This is a genomic window from Corynebacterium poyangense (genome assembly GCF_014522205.1).
Lineage (GTDB): Bacteria > Actinomycetota > Actinomycetes > Mycobacteriales > Mycobacteriaceae > Corynebacterium > Corynebacterium poyangense.
Genome location: NZ_CP046884.1, coordinates 426,573 through 446,029 on the forward strand (window position 1 = coordinate 426,573; position 19,457 = coordinate 446,029).

Sequence of the window (19,457 nt, forward strand, 5' to 3'; positions counted from 1 at the left end):
AGTCTACGGTGGAAAGCATGACTGATCTGCCTCGGCTCGATGAGATAATTGACCGGCTCCATGTGGTGGCCTTACCGCTGCGGGTCCAATTCCGCGGAATCAAGGTACGGGAGGCCGCACTCATTGAGGGACCCTGCGGGTGGGGAGAATTTGCTCCCTTTGCGGAATACCAGCCCCCAGAAACCTCCGCCTGGTTAGCCAGCGCGCTAGAGTCTGCTTTTTGTGAATTGCCTGCCCCTCAACGGCAGTGGGTTGAGGTCAACGCCACTATTCCCGCGGTAGCCCCGGAGCTGGTTCCCGATCTAGTGGCACGATATCCGGGGTGCCGCACTTTTAAAGTGAAAGTAGCAGAGCACGGGCAAACTTTAGCTGATGATTGTGCCCGGGTAGCAGAGGTACGACGGGAAGTTCCCGGGGCAATCATCAGGGTCGATGCCAACCGAGGTTGGAGTGTCGCAGAAGCAGTGGCTGCCGCTGAAAACCTTGGAGAATTGGATTACCTGGAACAACCTTGTTATTCGGTTTCGGAGTTAGTCCAGTTACGAGAAGAGCTACGTTCCCGTGGGATTTCCACTCGAGTAGCCGCTGATGAATCTATTAGGCGTAGTGATGATCCTTATGGGATAGCCCAGTCGAAAGCTGCTGACGTGGCGGTGCTTAAAGTTCCACCTCTGGGTGGGGTGCGACGGATGCTCCACATTGCGCAACACCTCCACGCTCATCAGATGCACGTCACGGTGGCGAGTGCACTGGATACGGGGGTGGGACTCTATCCGGGACTACTAGCCGCAGCTAACCAGCCGGTTCTTCAGGAAGGGCGGTATCCAGCTGCTGGTTTAGCTACTCAGGAGCTTTTCTTGGAAGACATTGTCCCACCGTTGGAATTGTCCGACGGCTACGTGCCGGTGATTCGCCAAACCCCGGAGCCAGAACGTTTAGCCGAGTTTCGCGGAACACCAACTCAGCGAGAGCATTGGATTCAGCGAATAAGCGCTGCTTATGCTCGGCTTAATGAGATGTCATCAATTCCGCGAGATCTTTGAACGTAGGTCGGCCTCGACGTGACCAGGTCCGCACCGAATCCGAGGATAAAGTCAAAAGAGCAATGAGATTAACTCCAGTGATAAGTAAATGAATAGTGATTTCCCCCGGGTTTGGCATGGTCCCGTCGAGGAGCTTGATGAAAAGAAGCGCGCTTAGTGCGAACATCAGAAGTACCCGAGGTGCTTGATAACCCACATAAGTCAGCACCGTCAACAGTGCGAGCACCGCAATGCCAGCAGCTATCCCCCAAAGGACCGGGGTAATAAATTGTGGTGGGACAATAAAATCTGCTGTCCCGGTAACCGCAACAGGAGTGGGATGCCCAGCAACAATAGCTCGGATTAGGGCAAAGGTTTGGGCGGCAAGAGAACAGATCAACATTCCCAACGCTACTTTTATCGCCTGAGGCCGTTCTACTGTGGCTCCAGAAACAAGGGTATCGGCGGGATCAGCTGCATCGGGATCAGGCTGGGCATGAGGGCCATCGGTGATGTGGTATCCGCGAGACGCCCGAACCACCTGATAGGGAGTAACGGCGTCATTAGCCGGTGGGGCTTCGATTTCGTTCAAACACAGCACTGGTAAATCACCGTCGGTGTGAATAAGATCTCCGCCACCGTTGCGGTGGTGATAGCCGGTAGAAAAATCTTCAATCACATCTACCGGAAGGTCCGGGTGCGTTTCAGTGAGCGAGGCCACTATGTGGTCTCGCTCGACGTCGATATTTGCGTCAATGCGATGAGTTACTTGGAAGGTAAAGAAACTTAGTCCCACCGAGGTGTCAAAGGTGCCGGCGGCTAGCCACCCTACTCGGCGTCCGCCGGGCAGCAACCAGTCATCCGGGCACCGCCAAAACCGGACATGGTGGCGTTGAGCTGGGTTACCTTCAACCTCTTGTTGATAAGCTAAGTCTTGTTTCCGGCCGAAGAGAAAAAGCGGGCTGACCGGGGCCGTAGGGTAGGAGCGGCGGAACACACTGGCGATGACTATTTTCCATGAGGTGTGGAAGGTGACATCTTCAGCCAAGGTCCAACCGGCGGCGCTCATAGCGGCGTGAATCTGCGCTGCTGTTCCTTCTGCAGCCAGATTGACTGGATCACCAAGCATTCCTTCTGAGGTTCGGGAACGGCCGAAGAAATAATCAGGGACGTAAATTGTGGTGAATATACGGTGTAGCCGCGGCAAGGTGAGGTAAGCGGTGACAATCCAGAAAGGGACTAACAGGAGCAGCATCCAGCCCCAGGTAAAAGAAGATGTGAGCAATAAAACAGTAAACCAGAGAGAAGCTATCCCACCGAGAACAAAGAACAGTGTATCTGTTTTTGCGCCCGGCAAAGTAGGGCGAATCTGCTGGTCAAATACCCTCTCTGTGCCACGATCTCCGGGTTTATGTCCCACCTCGCTCATAACCCGTATGTTATCGTGCATCCCTGATCTGTGGTGGGAAACAGGGGCTCGTCTGGGGTGTTTTATCCTAGAGCCTTAATGGCAGAAAGGAATAGATGAGAATGAATCCGCGCGACGACGATGAAACCCAGTACATTCCGCGAGATCCGGGGTATAACTCTCGGGAACCGTATCGGGATGAGGATTTTGGTGATAATGCTACGCGTTATGACGGTGCTGTTCCTCAGGAAAAACCGCGTCCGCAGCAGCATTTTCCCAGTGCGCAGGAGCAATATCCAACCGAATATGATGGTGGATACGACCAAAACTATGGCAATTATGATCAGCAATATCAGCGCTATGCGCAAGAAACTCCACCGCAACCAGAAGCTAGAACTCAGCAATCCTCCGGCGGGATGAGCATGGGTGCTGTTGTCGCTATGGTTCTAGGCGGCATCGTTATTGCTGGCATTATCTTCTTCCTCTTAGGTCGAGGAACAGCCTCTGTGTCTACCCCAGAGCCGGTTACGCACACCCAGGTAAGTACGACAGTGCAGACCACGACTGTCACGGAAAAACCTACTGAACTTCCGAGTTTTGAGCTGCCGAGTATTGATATGCCTACTCCCCCTCAGAATCTGGATAGTGAGGGGTTCCGGAATTGGCTCAATAATCTGCTCAATGGAAAAACAACGGGTCAACCTGCTCAATAAGAATGAAATACGCTTATGTCTTTGTCCCAACCTCCGGCTTTTGAGCTGGCCCACCATGTCATTCGACGCTGTCTAGACGCCGAGGTTCGGGACGTGGTGCTATGCCCAGGATCTCGGAACTCTCCCTTATCTTTTGCCCTGACCCAGTACCCGGAGCTACGCCTCCACGTTCGAGTTGATGAACGTTCTGCCAGTTTCTTGGCATTAGGGCTCAGCCGAGTTACTCGCCGACCGGTTCCGGTAGTGATGACCTCTGGAACAGCTGTGGCCGAGTGCTTAGCCGCGGTCGTAGAAGCAGCTCATTCGCATCAGCGCCTCGTGGTGTTGAGCGCGGATCGCCCTTCTCGCCTGGTCGGGACAGGCGCTAGCCAAACCATCACCCAGTTGGGTCTCTTTAGCAGTGTCATTCCTTCCCACCAGATTGAAACGGCACAGGATACTCACCGCATTCCAGACATTATCCAGGCTGCCGGCGCCGGGCCCACTCATCTCAATATTGCTTTTGATACCCCGCTGTTACCCACTGAATTAGCTCCGAGGGAAGACACTCAGCCTCGTTTGGCACCTACTCCGTTGCCACCTCAGGTGTGGGATCACGGTGAGGTGTGCATTGATCTGAGACGTCGCCCCCTGGTGATTAGCGGTGATGAAGCCTGGGAAATTGAAGAATTAGCTGACTTGCCGACGTTAGCGGAGCCGACTGCCCCAGCACCTTTTCACCCCGTGCATCCGGCCGCCGCGGGGCTGCTTCGTAAAGGCAGTATTAGCCAGGGAGAATACCAGGTTGATACGCGTCCTGAACAGGTGATTGTGGTAGGCCATCCGACCCTGCACCGAGACGTTCTAGCCTTAATCTCCGACTCTGACATTGATGTGATTTGTCTGTCTCAAACAGCGCAGTTTACGGATCTGGGGCGACAGGCTAGTGCCTATGGGACCAGGGTTCGCACAGTGGGGGCGGTAGATAAGCAATGGCAGAAAATCTGTCATGCGGCCAGCGATCTAGCTGCTGACACCATCCGCCAATTGCTGGCTGAGCCAGAATACGGTTTTCATGGCGTCCATGTTGCTGCTGCGATCTCCGATGGACTGGGCGTAGGGGATACGCTGTTTGTTGGAGCTTCTAATCCCGTTCGAGACCTCTCCCTAGTGGGGCTTCCTTTTGGTGGGGTCCCAACCTATTCCCCCCGGGGCGCAGCAGGGATTGATGGATCTATTTCTCAAGCAGTCGGGATTGCGCTAGCAACCCAGGCTTTGGCACCCACAGACCTCCGGGCACCACGGACTATCGCCTATCTTGGGGACTTGACCTTCCTGCATGACATCAACGGTTTAGCAATAGGTCCGACGGAACCTCACCCGGAAAATCTCACTCTCGTGGTGGCTAATGATGGAGGCGGAGGTATTTTCGAAAGTTTGGAATCAGGCGCTCCTGGTTTAAGAGAGCATTTTGAACGGGTTGTTGCTACTCCAACTCAGGTTGATATCGCTGCGCTGTGTCAGGGGTATCAGGTTCACTACCGTCGGGTAGAAAATCTTGAGGAACTTCTCCAGGCTTTAGCCGATAGCGTGGATTATTCCCCAGGAATGGAGGTCATTGAGGTCATGACCAGTCGAGCTGGGCGTCGAGCATTTCATGAGGCGATCCGACAGAAGTTGGGTTAAAAATTATGCCGAAAGTGGTTCATATTCCCCGTGCGAGGGTGAGGCGTCGTCTCCATCAAGTGATTTTGGTGTTGTTCTGCGCCGGGATATTGGGATGCACTGCCTTGGTGGGGGCTGCCTGGCTGAATGACCGACGCATCAACCAGGATCGTGGCCGGGCCCTAGCGGAGGTCACTGCCGTATCGCTGACCAGAACCACCGTGGAATTTCAGGATGAGCAGGGCGTTTTCTATTCCCCGCCCACAGGTTTGCTCTACCCCACCGACCTTGGGGTAGGACAGCGAGTGTGGGTTAACTATCAGCGTTCTCATCCAGAGTTAGTCAAGGTAGAAGGCCGACAATGGACTCTGTCGATTATCCCGGCTACCAGCTCTGCACTGGTGATTACGGCTATCGCTGCACTGCTGTGGTGGGTTTCTGATCGCTTGACTCGCCCGCCAGAAGAGACAGCTGTGAACAGTTCGGATCAAACTTAATCAGAACGTAGTTTTCCGGCTACCCCATCGTTGGATCACCGTCATGAAAGAAGGGAAAAGTCAGAGATTGTGAGAGTAGCGATCATTGCTGAATCTTTTCTCCCTAACGTCAACGGGGTAAGTAACTCGGTACTCCGGGTCTTAGAACATCTTGCTGAGTGCGGGCATGAAGCCATGGTCATTGCTCCGGGAGCTCGCGGCCACGCAGAGGAAATCCCCAATTACGTGGGTTTCAATATTCGTCGAGTACCCACCATCCGGGTGCCTCTCATCGATTCTCTTCCAGTGGGGGTGCCCACGGTCGCGGTACGGCAGGGATTAAAAACATTTCAACCCGATATTGTCCACCTCGCTTCTCCCTTTGTTCTGGGTGCAGCTGGGGCCTTTGCCGCCAAGCAGCTAAAAATCCCGAGTGTCGCTGTCTACCAAACAGATATCGCCGGGTTTTCTCGACGCTATCGGCTCTCAGCGCTAGCCACGGCAAGTTGGGACTGGATCAGGGCCGTGCACAACCGCTGTCAACTGACCTTGGCGCCTAGCAGCGTCGCTATTGGCGAGTTAGAAGACCATGGAGTCGAAGGGGTTCGACGCTGGGGTCGTGGGGTGGATTCGCAACGGTTTCACCCACGCTTTCGGGATCCTGTTCTACGCCGCCATTGGAATCCCACCGGCAAAAAAATCATTCTGGGCTATGTGGGGCGGCTGGCAGCAGAAAAGGGGGTGCACCGACTAGCAAAAGCGGCTCAAGATCCAAGGATCCAAGTCATCATTGTGGGTGACGGTCCGGAGCGCGTCGCGTTAACTGAACTAATGCCGGGCGCACTATTCACCGGAGCGCTCACCGGGCAACAACTAGCTCGGGCATACGCCAGTTTTGATCTTTTTGCTCACCCAGGTGAGTTTGAAACCTTCTGCCAAACAATCCAGGAGGCTCAAGCGAGCGGAGTTCCTACCATTGGGCCACACGCTGGGGGCCCGATTGACCTTATCTCTGAGGGGATTAATGGTTCTTTGTTGCCGGTCGCTGATTTCCATAGCCAGCTTCCCGCCACGGTGCATAGACTCATGAGCCCAGGGCTCTATCCCCGGCTACAAGCCCAGGCTCGGGCAGGGGTAGCAGAGCGAACATGGCAAGCGTTGGGGGATCAACTTCTTTCCTACTATGAGGATGCCGTAGAGCTAGCTAAGATCGGTGACTATGGCCAAGGCAGATTTAAATAAAAATCCACTCGACGTTGCCAAGATGTTTGATGATGTGGGAGAAAAATATGACCGCACCAATACCATTCAGTCGTTTGGTCAGGATCGACGGTGGCGGCGTCGGACCCGCGAGGCGCTGAACCTGAAGCCTGGAGAAAAGATTCTGGACTTGGCAGCTGGAACTGCTGTATCGACCGTGGAAATGGCTTGTTCCGGGGCGTGGTGCGTCGCTTGTGACTTTTCTGCCGGCATGTTAGCTGCGGGAGCTCATCGCGATGTCCCCAAGGTGGTAGGCGATGGGATGTGCCTACCCTTTGCAGATAACACCTTTGATGCCGCCACAATTTCCTATGGCTTGCGAAATATTCATGATTTTCGGGCTGGTTTAGAAGAGATGGCGCGGGTCACAAAACCCGGCGGCAGGCTGTGCGTTGCGGAATTTTCCACTCCCGTCTTACCAGTTTTTCGTACCGTGTACAAAGAGTACTTAATGCGACTTTTGCCACGGATTGCCAATGTGATTTCCTCCAACCCGGATGCCTATGAATACCTGGCGGAATCCATCCGACATTGGCCAGGCCAGGAAGAACTTGCTGCAGAAATCAATGCCCACGGGTGGCAAAACTGCACCTACACCAACCTCACCTTTGGGATCGTGGCCTTGCACTGCGCCACCAAACCAGAGAACTAGATTTGCTCCCCCCACAGGGGGGTTATGCTCCGGCCTAGTTGGCGTCGAATATAACGCCAGCTCGTTGCGCTATGGCCAGTGGCCCGCCAGATGCGTGCCACCAGGTCTTGATCTTCCTCACTGATCAGGTTGCCCATAAGCCGTGCTGCCACAGGCATAAGACGTGGACCTATTGGCTCTTTGAGCGCTAAGGAGCCAGCGATGGGGAGGAATCGGGGGAGGGTAAGAGCTCGGGCAATAGTTCGGCCCAAAAGGAAAGCAGTACCAAACTCTGCTCTGAGAATCTCTGGCCACTGGCGTCGAAAATCGGGGTTCTTCTGGCTCGCCATCATCATGACAGCTAGCTGTGCACTCTCCATCCCATAGTCAATGCCCTCACCATTCAAAGGGTTAACCAAGGCGGCAGCATCTCCCACGAGCGCCCAGTTCTTGCCGGCGACCCCAGAGATGGACCCACCCATCGGTAGCAGTGCAGAAGTGACCTGTTCCGGGGCACCTAATTGCCACTCTTCACGCTGCTGAGCGGCATAGAATTCCAGTAGCTTTTTGGTATTAATCTTGGCTGGACGGGCGGAGGTACTCAAAGCCCCGCACCCCAGATTCACCTTTCCTTGCTCCCCTCCTAGAGGGAAAATCCAACCATACCCGGGTTGTATTTTCCCATCCTCGGAACGCAATTCCGCGTGAGAATGAATCCACGGTTCTTCAGCTCGTGGGGTGGTGCAATAGGATCGTGCCGCAATCCCATACACCTCTTGCTGTTGCCATTCTCGCCCCAATTCTTTTCCTACCGGTGAGCGCACCCCATCGCAGACCAGGGCAAACTTGGGTTTTATTAGTTTTTCTCCCACCTGAATATGCTCAAGGCGGCCGTGGTCGACGCGCGCCTGACGGGCTTTCGCACCTCCCCAAAAAGTCACCCCGCAACGGATGGCTTCCTGCACTAAGGCGTGGTCAAATTGCTGGCGCGGGACCGCTGAGCCTTCCTTGCCGAAAATACTATCCGGCCAGGGAGCATAGATGTCGGAACCAAAACCATGGAGGACAAGCCCGTCAGTACGGAAAGGGGGTAGTACTCGCTCAGCGATATTAAGATCGCGAAGCTGTTTTAGGGCTCGGGGGGTCAACCCATCTCCGCAGGTTTTATCGCGCGGAAAGGGTGCTGAATCGCATAACAGCACCTCATAGCCCTGTTGGGCGGCGTGAAGGGCTGCAGTGGCACCAGCGGGACCGGCACCGATCACAAGGACTTCTACCTGTTGAATATCGTCAGTCACTACGCCAAAAACTCCTTGTTGAGGGGCACGGTGTGTATGATGCAGCCCGGTGGACTACGGTTAAACACGATATTTACGGTACCGCACAAGCTCTGTAAGGATTCTCGAGACGATGAACACTGGCCCCGTCCCACATCGCCATCAGCAGGCTGACCCTGCCGATGAACTAGGCGCCATGTCGGTGAACAGCGTGGACCTGGGTGACCCGCAGTTGAATCAGGCGATTCAGGAGGGTATGCAACGGGTAGAGCACATCTTGCGGGAAGAACTATCCCGCGGTGAGGACTTCTTGGTGGAGAAGGTGCTGCACCTGGTGGAAGCCGGGGGGAAACGCTTCCGGCCCATGTTTGCGCTGTTAGCCGCCCAATATGGCCCCCATTCTGATACCGATGCGGTGGCTGAAGCTGCCGCTGTGGTGGAGGTAGTTCATTTAGCTACTCTCTACCACGATGATGTGATGGATGAGGCAGAGCGACGCCGTGGTGTGGCTTCGGCTAATAGTCGATGGAATAACTCCGTCGCTATTTTGGCCGGGGATATTCTTCTTGCTCATGCCTCCGGACTTATGGCACGGCTCGGGACCGAAACCGTGGCTCACTTTTCCGAAACTTTTGCCATGTTGGTGACTGGGCAGATGCGTGAGACTATCGGTGCTCAAGGCGGAGATCCGGTGGAGCACTACCTTAAGGTGATTCGGGAAAAAACTGGGGTGCTGATTGCCTCAGCGGGGTATTTAGGGGCGCTACATGCCGGGGCTGATTCCCATACCATCGCTGCCTTGCAGCGCTTTGGTTCAGCTATTGGGATGGTGTTCCAAATAGTTGATGACATCATTGACATCTTCTCTGATCCTAAGGAATCTGGGAAAACACCAGGTACGGATCTTAAAGAAGGGGTCTATACCTTGCCGGTTCTTTATGCTCTTCGAGAGGAGAGCGAGGAAGGGGACCGGTTGCGGGAATTGCTTGTGGGGCCGGTACACGATGATGAGACGTTGGAAGAAATCCTTGATCTTCTGCGCCGTAGTAGTGGTCGTGAACAGGCCTTAGCTGATGTTCATCGTTATCTTGAGGAAGCTGATGAGCAATTGAAGCACCTTCCTGAGAATGCGGCTACGCGGGCTCTTCGGATGCTGGCTAGTTTCAGTGTCCAGCGAGCTGGCTAAAAACACCACTTTGACCTGGTGATTTGCCTTATGGGAGGGGGTTCGTAGTAAAGTTTCTAGCGCACCAAATAAGGTGCACGCCAGCTTGCCCGAGCGGCCAAAGGGAGCTGACTGTAAATCAGCCGGCATTGCCTTCGGAGGTTCGAATCCTTCAGCTGGCACCCTCCTTTCGCAAGAGGCCCCGTCGCCACCATTGACGGGGTCTTTTTGTTTTTCGTTATGCCGCTTAAGGCCTTGACGCCGCGTGGCTATTAGCCCGGGAAAGAACGCGAAATCCTTTTCTTTAGTCCCTGTTTAGGCTTGTGACCAGTCAGTTTGTGTTTGGGCCGCAGTTCGGGTTAACCTTTGCAAGGCTTCAACGAAAGCGCCGCGGCAGTACAGTCTCGGAGTTCTCAGTTAAGCTGTGCCCCCTTAGCTCAGTCGGCAGAGCGTTTCCATGGTAAGGAAAAGGTCAACAGTTCGATTCTGTTAGGGGGCTCTGTTGTTTGTTTCAGCTGCATGGCGGCAAGCAGACATCGTGGCGGTGTAGCTCAGTTGGTGAGAGCGCACGACTCATAATCGTGAGGTCGAGAGTTCGAATCTCTCCATCGCTACTGATAGGGATATCCCCGACGTCTATGGCGCGTCGGGGATATTGTTTTGTGTGATACCTCGCCCATGGCGAAGATGTGCTAGGCGTCGAGGATGAATGCCCTGTCAAAACCGGGGGTTTGCACTGACTTTGTCGCAGTCGGGCGAAGCATGCTAGGGTAGTTCTCGCTGTTCCAAAGGGCAGTGAAGGGGCGTAGCTCAATTGGTAGAGCAACGGTCTCCAAAACCGTAGGTTGCAGGTTCAAGTCCTGTCGCCCCTGCAAGCACAAGCCAGCATTCTCTGGAGGAACGTCGTGAGTGAAAAGCAGCCGAAGAAAACGGGTGCCCCGCGTCCTACCGGAAAACGCCAACTCGCTGGTGTCAGTACCACCTCTGTTTCCGCGCAGAAGGCAGCTACACCTGCAGTAGCGCGGAAAAATCCTGATGAAAAACCAGGTGGTGGGGTTGCAGCTTTTATCCCTGAAGTTGTTGCTGAGATGCGTAAGGTGGTGTGGCCCACCGCTAAACAAATGGTGGTGTACACCGTCGTGGTTTTCGCTTTCCTCATCATCATGACGGCGTTGACAGCCGGGGTTGATGCGCTAGTTCGTGCGGGAGTTGAGTTCGTGCTCACCCCTCGCTAAAATCCCAATTTAAAGAAGTAATCATCCCGCCGAAGCCCACCGGGCCGGCGGGATTGCTTATTAGAACTTCTCGCTGGCGGGTAGGATAGCCGAGGAGTGACAAGGTACGGAGAATGAAGGATGAGTGAAGAAAACACCACACCGGCCGAAGTAGCCGAGGATCAACCCCAGGTAGTTGAAGAACAACCTGTGCAAGAGGCCGACGTGGCTATTGTTGAGGAATCTGCTCAACTCGATACTCCAGCGGAGGATTCCGATGCAGAGTACCGGGCGCGGCTGCGGAAATTTACCCGGGATCTGAAGAAAAAGCCGGGTAGTTGGTATATTGTGCAGACGTATTCCGGGTACGAGAACAAGGTAAAGACGAACCTGGATATGCGGGCTCAGACCCTGGAGGTGGAAGATTCCATCTATGAGGTCGTGGTGCCTATTGAGCAAGTCATCGAAATTAAAGATGGCAAGCGCAAGCCCGTTAAACGGAAACTCCTGCCCGGTTATGTGCTGGTGCGCATGGATATCAATGACCGGTCCTGGTCAGTTGTGCGAGACACCCCTGGGGTCACCTCCTTCGTAGGCAACGAAGGCAACGCCACCCCGGTAAAGCACCGTGATGTGGCGAAATTCTTGCTTCCTTCCTTGACTGATGATGTGGAAGCACCGGTGGTGAATGAAGACGGTGAACAAGTTGTTGCGATGCCGGAGGAAAAATCGAAGCCGCAGCAGCGCATCGACTACGAGGTGGGGGAAGCCGTTACTATCCTTACCGGTGCTTTGGCTTCGGTCTCTGCCACTATCTCTGAAATCGACCAAGAAACCGGTAAGATTCAGGCCTTGGTCAGTATCTTTGGTCGGGAAACCCCGGTAGAGCTTACTGCTGATCAGGTGGAGAAAATCACTTAAAGCAGTTTGCGGGTTAGAGCGTCTCCGCAAACTTGGGAAACATAGTATCGTTTGGTACTGTGTTTTTTCGTGTGTCATGAACTTTATGGGTTCGCTAGTGACACTACACAGGTAAAAAGACAATCCCCGGTGGCCGGGGAGCCCCGGCATCCGGACGGGCAGCGCAAGCATCGTGGTGTTGCCCGGTAACAAGGGAAATGAGGTAATTCGATGGCTCCGAAGAAGAAGAAAGTTACTGGCCTGATCAAGCTGCAGATCGAAGCTGGTGCCGCTAACCCGGCTCCTCCGGTTGGTCCGGCTTTGGGTGCTCACGGTGTGAACATCATGGACTTCTGTAAGCAGTACAACGCTGCTACTGAAGCTCAGCGGGGCAACGTTGTGCCCGTGGAAATCACCGTCTATGAAGACCGTAGCTTCTCCTTCGTGCTGAAGACCCCTCCAGCTGCGAAACTGCTGCTCAAGGCTGCTGGTTTGCAGAAGGGTTCTGGTGTTCCGCACACCCAAAAGGTTGGCACTGTCACCATTGACCAGGTGAAAGAAATTGCCACCACTAAGATGCCGGACCTGAACGCTCGCGATATTGACGCAGCGTGCAAGATTATTGCCGGTACGGCACGCTCCATGGGCATCACTGTCAAGGAGTAATTCCCCCCTTGTGGCAGGGCCCGCTCCGGCCCGCACCACACAAGAATCCTCTAACTATCTTCAGGACAGGACTCTTTAGAAATGAGCAAAAAATCTAAGGCTTACCGCGCTGCTGCGGAATTGATTGATGCTGGCCGTATTTATCGGCCGATTGAAGCCCTCAAATTGGCTTCTGAGACTTCTTCTAAGAACTATGACGCCACCATTGACGTCGCGATCCGCCTGGGTGTTGATCCCCGCAAGGCTGATCAGTTAGTTCGCGGTACTGTTTCTTTGCCGAATGGTACTGGTAAAGAGGTTCGGGTAGCCGTGTTTGCTGCTGGCGAAAAAGCTACTCAGGCTGAAGAAGCCGGTGCCGATATTGTGGGAACCGACGAACTGATTGAGCAGATCAACGCCGGTAACTTGGACTTTGACGTCACTATCGCTACGCCGGATCAAATGGCTAAGGTGGGCCGCGTGGCTCGCGTCCTAGGCCCCCGTGGTCTTATGCCTAACCCGAAGACCGGTACGGTGACCACCGATGTCGCCAAGGCAATCAAGGAAGTTAAGGGAGGAAAGATCTCCTTCCGTGTTGACCGGGCCGCTAACCTTCACACTGCTATCGGCAAGGCTTCCTTTGACCCCAAGGCGCTGGCTGAGAACTATGGTGCTTTGATCGAGGAACTTCTTCGCATCAAGCCGACCTCTTCTAAGGGTATTTACCTGAAGAAGATCACCGTGGCTTCCACCAATGGGCCTGGAATCCCGGTTGATACCAGCGTGGTGAAGAACTTCGCTGAATAGCTCTGAGCTTCTAAAGCCATTAATGACACCCCGGCGGTGACCTATCGTGGTTATCGCAGGGGTGTTTTTTTACACCCATGACCACCTCTTTTCCCGCTAAAATGAGGCAATCACCAACTCTGAACTAAAAGATTTAAGAGAAAACTCCACCTTGTGGGGCTAATCACTATTTCCTGATCTAAAATTAGTGTTAACATTTGGTGAATTTTGGACTTGAGAAGTAGAAAGTAGGCGCACGTGAGCGTCTTTTTTATTCAGCTTACCCAGTGGCTTGTGGCAAGCGTGATGTACTGGATTCTAGCCAGTACGCGGAAGACCCCGCTGCGGCTCTGGAAGAGCGTCAGCTTCGGCGTCAATACCGTGATTATTACTTTCCTCATTACGGTTTTTGCGATACGAGTATTGCCCTACGGGTTACCCCATCCCATCTGGTTTTATTTTCTCTACTTTGGCGGAGCTATCGGTGTTGCGCTATGCGGGGTAGGTATATTCCGCGCGGTGATGCGTCGTCGCTCCCCTCAAGCGATTCCTCATTCGCGATTACTACCCGCAATTATTTGGGCAATTCTCGGAGGTTTTATTGCTGCTTTCGCAGCCCTCGGATTCTTTATCTCTAACTGGTTTCATCAATTCTTCGGAGAGCTATCAGTTGATCAATTAGTTTTTGTGGTCACCAGCGGAAACGGGGAATCCACAGCCGTAACAGACGCCCAAATCAATAATTACATGATTGCGCCTGTTTTCATGCTCCTGGTCATTGGGCTTCAAGTTCCGATATGGTGCCCGACGTACACTCGGCGCCTGCTCAGCATTTTGGGGATCACTACCTTGGCGGTGGCCTCAACGGGTTATGCTTTTGCGGTTTTACCTCTATCTGATTTGGGTTCTATGAACAGTACCTCCGAGTTCTTGGCCGATAACTACGTCAACCCGAGAGACACGGTGACGTTCCCGGCAAAGAAACGGAATTTCATCCATATTTATATGGAGTCGGTCGAAAACTCCTACTATGACCGTGACCATGGCGGTTATGATGATCGCAACTACATGCCAGATTTGTTGAAGCTGAACGAAAAATCCGTGCATTTTTCCCACACTGACACGATGGGTGGTCCTCACCAGACTTTCGGCTCAGTTCACTCGGTGGCTGCCATGATCAATATGGAAGCTGGTGTTCCCATGAAAACGTCGATCGCTGGCGGCACTGCCGAAGCTATGTTTTACCCGAAGTTCCCGACTATGGGGGAGCTACTCCATGACAATGGCTACAACACTGAGTTGATGATGGGAGCAGACGCTAGCTGGGGTGGTCTTGGGGACTACTACCGAGAGCATGGGGACTTCCTCGTCTTCGACCATGCCTACGCCATTAACCACGGTTATCTTCCCGAAGGCTACAAGGAATGGTGGGGTTATGAAGACGATAAAATCTATGAATTTGCGAAGAGAGAAATCACGCGGCTCTCTCAGCAGCCCAAGCCTTTTTACTTTATTTTGGAAAACGCTGATACCCACTTCCCCGATGGCTATAAGTCTCCCAAGATCACCGAAGAACCCTTTGACACTCAATACGGCAATGTAATCTTTTATTCCCAAGCACAAGTGATGAAATTTGTGCAGTGGGTGCAGCAACAGCCTTTTGCTCAGGACACCTCCATCATGATTGTGGGGGATCATCGTTCTATGGATAAGGCATTTTTTGATGGCTGGGATAAAGACTATGAAAGAACCATCGTCAATATGATTCTTAATCCTGCTATCGCACCACCTCCACGAGAAAGAATGCATCGGCGGGATTTTGCCCCCTTTGATCTTTTCCCCACCGCTTTGGCCGCCATCGGAGCCAATATTAAAGATGACCGAGCTGGTATCGGAACCAACCTCTTTTCTGGGAGGAAAACCCTCATCGAAGAACACGGGCTTCAGAGCATAAATGATGCTTTAGCTAAGCGAAGCGAATTCTATTTCGACTTCCGCCAATAGACTCCAGGGAAGCTCCACAGCTTGTGCCAAGCATCCGGGGGCGGATGCTAGTGATCGGTAGCAGCTTGAACCTCACTGAATCGTCGAGGATCAAAAAGTGTGACGCCGCAGTCATCGGAGTTGGAAGAGATCATATCGGCTAAAACCTCACCCACGACGGGGACAAATTTGAAACCATGACCGGAAAATCCGCAGGCCAACAGTATTCGATGTTGAGTGGGGTGTCGGCCAATAATGAAGTTTTCATCCGCGGTTGTGGTGTACATGCAGGCTTTAGCCTGCCGTAGTTTTCCCTCACTCAACGTGGGGATAGTTTCAGCTAACCGCTGACGCATTGCCTGGATCTCCGTCGCACAAACGTCCCGAATGAGAGTATCAGGTTGCGTGAGGGTCCCTTTTCTAAAGAATGCCACTTTTGCCCCCTCGGAGTTGGCTGGGAAACCATAGATTTGTTCGCCGGCAGGGGATTCATGCACATAAACCGGGCTAGACTCAAAATGCTCTTGCAGATCAGTTGGGTCAAACCAGTACATCACCTGGCGTTCCACTTTCATCGGGAAGTTAAGATCAGCTAGAAAATGGGAGGCCCAGGCGCCCGGGCTGAGGATGATCTGGTCTGCCCGGTAGGTGGCTCCATCGGAGCAATGCACCTGAACTTCGTGCGGGTGACAGGTGATGTTCTGTACCTCTATCCCAGTTTTCAGTTCTGCACCGCGAAGTTGTGCTCTAGCCACTTGGGCGCGGATGGTTTCTTCTGGCACCACCCACCCGGCGATTTCTTCAAATAGCGCTGTGTCATCGTGACCAGGATGAAATTGAGGGAAACGCTGATGGACATCGCTGGAACTGAGAACCTTGTGGGGAAGATGATGGAGCTCAGCGGCAAGTAAAGAACCGGCAAAAGTGGGGCTGGCCGAAGGACCCATATACAGCCCTCCAGTGATATGCATAATTGGTTCTTCCCACCAGGAATCTAATTGTTCCCACAGTTCGTAGGCCCGTTTCAGCCAGGGAACATAATCGGGGTGCTCAAAGTAGGATTGTCGGATGATACGAGAACCACCGTGACTCGATCCTCGATCGTGGGCGATGGAGAATTGTTCTATGCCAAGGACTTTGGCTCCGCGGTTGGCTAAGGCATCAAGTGCCGCAGATCCCATAGCGCCGACACCGACGATAATGACGTCGAAATTCTCGCGTGAAGGGGGGTTAAGAGTCATGGCGGCGCTCCTTTCTATTTTCTTACCCAATAGTTAACTAGCTCACAATAAAAAAGGGAAGGGGTAATGAATGAGGGGTAGAGAAAATCCCCGCAGCTAGAGACGCTACGAGGATGTGGATGGAAGGGTAGGTCGAGGATCTTCCCCTACTTTTGTACGGGGTCTCTTCGCCCTAGCCGCACCTTCTTGACTTCTCTTCCGCTTTCTATATCTGCATCAGTGAAGCCAAAGAACCAGGTTAAGGTGAAAGCGACCACAAGTGCAGATAAGGAGGCTATCCAATAGCCCCAGAAGCTGAAATCTAAGCCGGTGGGGTTGACGAAGCTGGTAAAGCCGATGAAGGATCCGGTGAATCCCCACATGTTTACGTTGAAGAGGCCGGTGAGTAAGCCACCTACGGCGCCACCGATGGAGCCCATGATGAAGATACGACCGTATTTGAGGTTGACACCATACATGGCGGGCTCGGTAACTCCGCAGAACGCAGAAACAGCTGCTGGGCCGGCTAATGTCTTCATCTTTTGGTTCTTAGATTTGAGGAATACTGCCAGAACCGCACCACCTTGGGCCACCATGGTGGCGGAGATGATGGCGTTGAGTGGGGAGGAGCCAACGAGGGAAATATCTTGGGTGACGAGCGGTATGACAGCCCAGTGCAGACCGAAAATGACGAGAGACTGATAGAAACCGCCGATGAATAGGCCAGACAGGGTGGGCGAAAGATTATAAAGACCCTGGATGAGACTAGCGATTCCGGTAGAAATAAACATGACGACCGGACCGAGAATCAAAATAACGGCAAGGGAAACAACCACAACTTCCACGAGGGGAAGAAGAATCATCCGAAGCGTGTTGGGGATGACCTTTTTCAGCCACGGTTCAATGATAGAGGCCAGCCACGCTGCAGCGATGATCGGGAAGATGGAGTAGGTGTAGCTAGCCATGTGGTAGGGCAAGCCGAAAAAGTCAGAGTTTAGCGACATGCCCAACAGGGCGTGGTCACCCTCCTGGTGAGAGATGTCCACAAGCGAGGGGTAGCACAGCACCCCGCCCACGATGGCAACCACAATTTGATCCGCGCCAAGCCTTCGAGCAGCGGTAAAGCCCACGAAAATCGGAAGGAAGAAGAACACTGCGTCGCTCATGGCGTTGATGAGGGTGTAGGTGGCAGCATCTTCACTAGTGAGATTGAAATTCACCAGAAGTGCCAAAACACCTTTGATAATGCCCGACGCTGCCAGGAGTCCGATCACCGGGATCATGGAACCGGTAATCACGCCGATCAGGGAGCTAAATCCAAATTTCATCCAGCCAAGGGCGGTAGTGGGGCGAGGTACAGCTGATTCGGGAGCAGCACTGCTTTCTCCGGAACCACCTAGTTGGGCTACCACGGCATCGTGGACATCTTCCACATCCGGGCCAATGACGACCTGATATTGTCCGCCTGCTTTCACTACTTCAATCACATTGTCATCTGCCCGAACTGCCTCGTCATTAGCTAGGGTGTTGTCCTTGAGGTATAGCCGGACCCTGGTGATGCAGTGGGTGACACTACGGATATTTTCTGCGCCCCCGACGCCATGAATAATGCTCCAGGCGGTGGCGTCAAAACCAGAAAGCTCTGCCGGAGGTTGTGCGGTTGACGTGGCGACTTCGGTAGAAGATGATTCCTGGGATGGGGGAGAGGCAGCGGACTGCTTCGGAAAAACCTCAGCTACGAGCTGTCCTCGTTCCGCCGGACCTTCTTTGACGTCGATATGATCCACCGTTTTTTTAGTGTTACTCACCGCAAGAACTGTGGTCGTTGAGTTTCCTGCCTTGGTGATAGCCGACGCATCCATGGTGCCGATCTTTTGGCCTGCTTCAACATAGTCCCCTTTGGCTACGGTGAGGTTAAAGGGCTCTCCGTTGAGCTCCACGGTATCTATCCCTAGATGCAGGATAAATTGGTATTTCTGGTCAGTAGCAATGCCAATAGCATGTCCGGTTTTCGCTACCATCATGACTTTGCCGCTCACTGGGGAGACAATGTCTCCGCCAGGGGTATCGGCAATTCCTAATCCTTCCCCCATGGTTCCTGCAGAAAAGACTGGATCAGGGACATCTTTTAGGGGGATAATGCGGCCCGAAATGGGACTTTGTACCGACAATGAGGTGCTCATATAAAGTGCTCCTCCTCAGGTTTACATGTTGACCTACACCACATTAGCGGTTTTTTATGATGGTTGGATAGGGAGAAGTATCAAGATGCGACTCTCAGAGGTGTGCAATATTTGTCAAAAATAGGCACTAAGTTGCGCATCATTGGGTGTTCTACTAAAGTATCTTCCGAAGTTTGAACAGCAGCCCATAACAAAGGGAGGCTGAGCTCAAGTTTCACCGAAGACCGTCGGTTGACCCCACGCTGTTGGGGTCCGAAGGAACTGTGAAGGCAGTTCGCCCACGCAGGAGTCACTTTGAGCATCACACGGAAGTGTGTTGCGCCCTGTGCTCTTGCACGGGGCTTTTCTTATGAGATGCCCCGGCGGATCAAGAACACACTGAAGAGAGGAAGGAGGCGAAGTAATGGCAAACCCGAAGAATGAGGCGGCTCTTGCTGAACTCAAGAACCGTTTCTCCGAGGCGGACAGCATTTTGCTGACCGAGTACCGCGGGCTGAGCGTCGCTCAGACCACTGAGTTGCGTACGGCTTTAGGTGCTGACGTCCAGTACTCCGTCGCCAAGAACACCCTGATCAAGTTGGCAGCTAAAGATGCCAACATTGAGGGCATCGACGACCTCTTGACCGGTCCTACTGCGGTTGCTTTTGTTAAAGGCGAAGCAGTGGACGCCGCTAAAGCGATGAAGAAGTTCTCCGACGAGAACAAGGCTTTCATCGTTAAAGGCGGCTACATGGACGGCAGCGCTCTGAGTGCTGATGAGGTCAAGGCTCTCGCCGATCTCGATAACCGCGAGACCACGCTGGCAAAGCTGGCTGGTGCCATGAAGGGCAGTCTGGCAAAGGCCGCAGGCCTGTTCAATGCTCCCGCTTCTCAGGTCGCACGTCTGGCTGCGGCTCTGGAAGAAAAGAAGCAGGACGCTTAAGTCTGCTA

General features: G+C 53.4%; 17 protein-coding genes and 4 tRNA genes. 17 read left to right on the plus strand and 4 right to left on the minus strand.

Translation table 11 applies throughout. The features are described 5' to 3' along the window. The first annotated feature begins 17 nt into the window (after window positions 1-17). Window positions 18-1,043: an o-succinylbenzoate synthase gene (locus GP475_RS02025; protein ID WP_187975002.1), complete on the plus strand. Its 1,026-nt coding sequence runs from the start codon at window positions 18-20 to the stop codon at window positions 1,041-1,043. Here the strand turns inward: GP475_RS02025 and GP475_RS02030 are convergent. Next, the gene (locus GP475_RS02030; RefSeq protein ID WP_187975003.1) at window positions 1,009-2,451 is read right to left on the minus strand and encodes an LssY C-terminal domain-containing protein; all 1,443 of its coding nucleotides are present in this window, start codon (window positions 2,449-2,451) and stop codon (window positions 1,009-1,011) included. The genes GP475_RS02025 and GP475_RS02030 overlap by 35 nt on opposite strands. 101 nt (window positions 2,452-2,552) lie before the next feature. On the opposite strand from GP475_RS02030, the gene GP475_RS02035 reads away from it, so the two are divergent. The 5 genes from GP475_RS02035 to GP475_RS02055 all read left to right on the plus strand — a co-directional run bounded on the left by GP475_RS02035 (window position 2,553) and on the right by GP475_RS02055 (window position 7,175). Continuing rightward, window positions 2,553-3,143, plus strand: a complete 591-nt coding sequence (locus tag GP475_RS02035; RefSeq protein WP_187975004.1) for a hypothetical protein — start codon at window positions 2,553-2,555, stop codon at window positions 3,141-3,143. Between the two features lie 21 nt (window positions 3,144-3,164). Further along, a complete protein-coding gene (gene menD, locus GP475_RS02040) occupies window positions 3,165-4,808 on the plus strand; it encodes a 2-succinyl-5-enolpyruvyl-6-hydroxy-3-cyclohexene-1-carboxylic-acid synthase (protein WP_187975749.1) in 1,644 nt (547 codons plus the stop codon). A gap of 5 nt (window positions 4,809-4,813) precedes the next feature. Next, window positions 4,814-5,284 carry a DUF3592 domain-containing protein gene (locus GP475_RS02045; RefSeq protein ID WP_187975005.1) on the plus strand — a complete coding sequence of 157 codons (471 nt, stop codon included), beginning with the start codon at window positions 4,814-4,816 and terminating at the stop codon, window positions 5,282-5,284. Between the two features lie 69 nt (window positions 5,285-5,353). Beyond that, window positions 5,354-6,505: a glycosyltransferase family 4 protein gene (locus GP475_RS02050; RefSeq protein WP_187975006.1), complete on the plus strand. Its 1,152-nt coding sequence runs from the start codon at window positions 5,354-5,356 to the stop codon at window positions 6,503-6,505. Further along, window positions 6,483-7,175, plus strand: coding sequence for a demethylmenaquinone methyltransferase (locus GP475_RS02055; RefSeq protein WP_187975007.1), 693 nt, complete (start codon window positions 6,483-6,485; stop codon window positions 7,173-7,175). The genes GP475_RS02050 and GP475_RS02055 overlap by 23 nt, the downstream gene beginning before the upstream one ends. Here the strand turns inward: GP475_RS02055 and GP475_RS02060 are convergent. After that, the gene (locus tag GP475_RS02060; protein ID WP_187975008.1) at window positions 7,172-8,452 is read right to left on the minus strand and encodes a geranylgeranyl reductase family protein; all 1,281 of its coding nucleotides are present in this window, start codon (window positions 8,450-8,452) and stop codon (window positions 7,172-7,174) included. The genes GP475_RS02055 and GP475_RS02060 overlap by 4 nt on opposite strands. Before the next feature lie 175 nt (window positions 8,453-8,627). On the opposite strand from GP475_RS02060, the gene GP475_RS02065 reads away from it, so the two are divergent. The 10 genes from GP475_RS02065 to GP475_RS02110 all read left to right on the plus strand — a co-directional run bounded on the left by GP475_RS02065 (window position 8,628) and on the right by GP475_RS02110 (window position 15,145). After that, entirely contained in the window at window positions 8,628-9,617 is a 990-nt protein-coding gene (locus GP475_RS02065) for a polyprenyl synthetase family protein (RefSeq protein ID WP_187975750.1), read from the plus strand. 79 nt (window positions 9,618-9,696) lie between these two features. Further along, window positions 9,697-9,778, plus strand: a tRNA-Tyr gene (locus GP475_RS02070). A gap of 244 nt (window positions 9,779-10,022) precedes the next feature. Then, a tRNA-Thr gene (locus tag GP475_RS02075) sits at window positions 10,023-10,095 on the plus strand. 41 nt (window positions 10,096-10,136) lie between these two features. Beyond that, a tRNA-Met gene (locus tag GP475_RS02080) sits at window positions 10,137-10,210 on the plus strand. A 185-nt stretch (window positions 10,211-10,395) separates the two neighbouring features. Further along, a tRNA-Trp gene (locus tag GP475_RS02085) sits at window positions 10,396-10,468 on the plus strand. A 33-nt stretch (window positions 10,469-10,501) separates the two neighbouring features. Further along, on the plus strand, window positions 10,502-10,831 hold the full coding sequence (gene secE / locus GP475_RS02090; protein WP_187975009.1) for a preprotein translocase subunit SecE: 330 nt from the start codon (window positions 10,502-10,504) through the stop codon (window positions 10,829-10,831). 120 nt (window positions 10,832-10,951) lie between these two features. After that, the gene (nusG, locus tag GP475_RS02095; protein ID WP_187975010.1) at window positions 10,952-11,731 is read left to right on the plus strand and encodes a transcription termination/antitermination protein NusG; all 780 of its coding nucleotides are present in this window, start codon (window positions 10,952-10,954) and stop codon (window positions 11,729-11,731) included. A gap of 210 nt (window positions 11,732-11,941) precedes the next feature. Further along, a complete protein-coding gene (gene rplK / locus GP475_RS02100; protein ID WP_187975011.1) occupies window positions 11,942-12,376 on the plus strand; it encodes a 50S ribosomal protein L11 in 435 nt (144 codons plus the stop codon). Window positions 12,377-12,457: 81 nt separating this feature from the next. Then, the gene (gene rplA, locus GP475_RS02105) at window positions 12,458-13,162 is read left to right on the plus strand and encodes a 50S ribosomal protein L1 (RefSeq protein WP_187975012.1); all 705 of its coding nucleotides are present in this window, start codon (window positions 12,458-12,460) and stop codon (window positions 13,160-13,162) included. Window positions 13,163-13,399: 237 nt separating this feature from the next. Next, the gene (locus GP475_RS02110) at window positions 13,400-15,145 is read left to right on the plus strand and encodes an LTA synthase family protein (protein ID WP_187975013.1); all 1,746 of its coding nucleotides are present in this window, start codon (window positions 13,400-13,402) and stop codon (window positions 15,143-15,145) included. Window positions 15,146-15,192: 47 nt separating this feature from the next. On the opposite strand, the gene solA is transcribed toward GP475_RS02110, so the two are convergent. After that, window positions 15,193-16,365, minus strand: a complete 1,173-nt coding sequence (gene solA, locus GP475_RS02115) for an N-methyl-L-tryptophan oxidase (protein ID WP_187975014.1) — start codon at window positions 16,363-16,365, stop codon at window positions 15,193-15,195. 146 nt (window positions 16,366-16,511) lie between these two features. Further along, the gene (locus GP475_RS02120) at window positions 16,512-18,527 is read right to left on the minus strand and encodes a glucose PTS transporter subunit IIA (protein ID WP_187975015.1); all 2,016 of its coding nucleotides are present in this window, start codon (window positions 18,525-18,527) and stop codon (window positions 16,512-16,514) included. A 403-nt stretch (window positions 18,528-18,930) separates the two neighbouring features. On the opposite strand from GP475_RS02120, the gene rplJ reads away from it, so the two are divergent. Further along, window positions 18,931-19,449 (plus strand): 50S ribosomal protein L10, encoded by a 519-nt coding sequence (rplJ, locus tag GP475_RS02125; RefSeq protein WP_187975016.1) that lies wholly within the window; start codon window positions 18,931-18,933, stop codon window positions 19,447-19,449. Window positions 19,450-19,457 lie beyond the last annotated feature (8 nt).

Coding starts and splice junctions, on each gene's coding strand:
- GP475_RS02025 (WP_187975002.1), top strand. CDS start 18: ATGACTGATCTGCCTCGGCTCGATGAGATAATTGACCGGCTCCATGTG.
- GP475_RS02030 (WP_187975003.1), bottom strand. CDS start 2,451: ATGAGCGAGGTGGGACATAAACCCGGAGATCGTGGCACAGAGAGGGTA.
- GP475_RS02035 (WP_187975004.1), top strand. CDS start 2,553: ATGAATCCGCGCGACGACGATGAAACCCAGTACATTCCGCGAGATCCG.
- GP475_RS02045 (WP_187975005.1), top strand. CDS start 4,814: ATGCCGAAAGTGGTTCATATTCCCCGTGCGAGGGTGAGGCGTCGTCTC.
- GP475_RS02055 (WP_187975007.1), top strand. CDS start 6,483: ATGGCCAAGGCAGATTTAAATAAAAATCCACTCGACGTTGCCAAGATG.
- GP475_RS02065 (WP_187975750.1), top strand. CDS start 8,628: ATGTCGGTGAACAGCGTGGACCTGGGTGACCCGCAGTTGAATCAGGCG.
- nusG (WP_187975010.1), top strand. CDS start 10,952: ATGAGTGAAGAAAACACCACACCGGCCGAAGTAGCCGAGGATCAACCC.
- rplK (WP_187975011.1), top strand. CDS start 11,942: ATGGCTCCGAAGAAGAAGAAAGTTACTGGCCTGATCAAGCTGCAGATC.
- rplA (WP_187975012.1), top strand. CDS start 12,458: ATGAGCAAAAAATCTAAGGCTTACCGCGCTGCTGCGGAATTGATTGAT.
- solA (WP_187975014.1), bottom strand. CDS start 16,365: ATGACTCTTAACCCCCCTTCACGCGAGAATTTCGACGTCATTATCGTC.
- GP475_RS02120 (WP_187975015.1), bottom strand. CDS start 18,527: ATGAGCACCTCATTGTCGGTACAAAGTCCCATTTCGGGCCGCATTATC.
- rplJ (WP_187975016.1), top strand. CDS start 18,931: ATGGCAAACCCGAAGAATGAGGCGGCTCTTGCTGAACTCAAGAACCGT.